Genomic DNA, 2,017 nt, shown 5'->3' on the forward strand with positions numbered 1-2,017 from the left:
ACGTTGCAGCGATTAAAGGCAGCCAGCAAATCGCAGAATGGAAGTCGCAGGGATTAAGCGACGAGAAAATACACGACCTGGCGCTTAAAAATAACGTTATTTCATCGACGTTGTCGCCTGTTGATGTTAATGGCGTGATGAACCTGCTGGATAACGGAGCATCCGGACAGGATGTGATAAAGTTTGCGTCCGGGCTGGCTTTCAATAAAGTATTGCAGGGAGCGAGAAAAGGAAGCAGCATCGTCAACTCTGCCACCAATAAATTGACGACTAAGCCTTCCTCAGAAACCTATTTTAGGGTTGAAGGTGGCGGCAGCGGAACACAAACTAGCCAGAATAGAATTAATGTAAATTCAGACGGAAGTGTGACTATTAATTCAGGGTGTAGTGGACAGTTATGTGTTAGTACTAATGGACCAAATCATGCTGCATATTATCTGACTAACGGAAGGCAGGATGGAAGTGTAGTTGTTTTTGAAGTAGATGCAAAAATTCATAAACAGATAATGGATGCGGCTGTGCCTCAAAAACCGCTTCCAGGAGTACCTAAAGATCCCAATGCTCCTAAGATTGTTGATCCGACAAAAGGACAACCTAGTGTATCTCTTGAGTTACCTAAGATCTGGGATAAACTGATCGAAAATAACTCGTCAAATGCTCGGGTACTGACCAAAGAGGAGTTTTGCATGAATTTAGAAAGTAGTTATCAGAGTTTGCTTGACAATATTTATAATGGTGAAAAAGACATAGCCATTTTTGTCTTAGATGGAAAACACTACTATGTTTTTGATAGTAAAGTTAATTACTGTATTGATGTGAGGCCGGAGTATAAGTTTTATATTGATGAAGGATGGATGAAAGCCGAACTGTATGAGCAGGCTGTTAACTCATTTAGAAATGGGATACCCATTTTATCCAAAGATAATTTCAGAAGCTACATTGTAAAAAACAATGTAGCTGTTTATTCTATTGACTGGATGCGTGATTTTTTTGTCTCAAACAGGGATAGCAAAATCCTTATTGATTTTTATGAGTATATCGAGACGTTTTTATCTTTTCTTACAGAGCCAGTATCTCCTGAATGGGATAGTTGGCGAATGCGTCTCCCCAGGTTTTATATCAATTTCGATAAAAAAATATATCGCCATACAGATTGGGACAGGCAGCACGAAAAATCAGTGCCGTCAGATTGGAATGCACAAGCAAATAGTGATTTTGGGTTATTAGTACCTGATAAAGAACAGTATTGGCTTATTAATGGCATGAATTTTTGGAAGTTATATATGTAGCTAATATCTTGGGGGTTTTTACCTTCCCAGGATTTTTTATCTGTAGATTAAACCTTAGCCAGAAGGATAATCAACTGCCCCGGCCCGGCGATCACATCGAGCCTCTGCCCGGTCGCAAATCCCAGAGCCTCCAGCCAGCGACCTTTAATGGTAAGCTGTGGCAGCGGGTTCGGCTGGCCTATATTAGGCCGGTACCCCACTCTATAATAATGCGCCCGCGATCTGCTGACAGCGCGGTTATGGGCGGTAGCAACATCGCAGGTACATAGGACGTGACGTTGAGCGCGGGTAACGATCTGCATCTCAACAGCGCGACGGCCTGCCAGGATGCTGTACAGGGTAAACGTGAACTCATTCTACCGGTCTGGATCGCACGACGCTGACCAGCGGAGAAGACTTAGCGCTTAAGGCCGGACGCGATCTTACCAGCCAGGCGGCAGGCATTGATAATTTTCTGTCCAATAAGCGTGGCATTGAAAATCTTGATGACAGAAGCCGTGCGCTGTATGAGAAGTTAAAAGATGCCGGTATCGGTGGTATGGATGAGCTTCAAGGGCGATTTACGGCCTGCACAGACGGTGAGTGCGAACGAGCGGTTCGTAATGACTACCGTCAGCAAGAGAAAGCGGCAGGAGAACAGCTGCTTTCAATGTATAAATCCGGGGCACTGACCGCAGATGATTTCAATCTGCTGGTAACGGATTACGCCAATACGATGCTGGCAGGCG

General features: G+C 44.2%; 3 protein-coding genes. 2 read left to right on the plus strand and 1 reads right to left on the minus strand.

Features of this window, described 5'->3' with window-relative positions; genetic code table 11:
* On the plus strand, window positions 1-1,289 hold a 1,289-nt coding region (locus RTK32_RS21235; protein WP_312047395.1), incomplete at its 5' end, for a hypothetical protein.
* A gap of 47 nt (window positions 1,290-1,336) precedes the next feature.
* Here RTK32_RS21235 and RTK32_RS21240 read toward each other — a convergent pair.
* A complete protein-coding gene (locus tag RTK32_RS21240; protein ID WP_312047396.1) occupies window positions 1,337-1,489 on the minus strand; it encodes a SymE family type I addiction module toxin in 153 nt (50 codons plus the stop codon).
* A 338-nt stretch (window positions 1,490-1,827) separates the two neighbouring features.
* Here RTK32_RS21240 and RTK32_RS21245 point away from each other — a divergent pair.
* The coding region (locus tag RTK32_RS21245; RefSeq protein WP_312047398.1) for a hypothetical protein at window positions 1,828-2,017 on the plus strand (190 nt) is incomplete at its 3' end.

It is taken from the genome of Erwinia sp., assembly GCF_031978025.1.
In the GTDB taxonomy this organism is placed as follows: Bacteria; Pseudomonadota; Gammaproteobacteria; order Enterobacterales; family Enterobacteriaceae; genus Erwinia.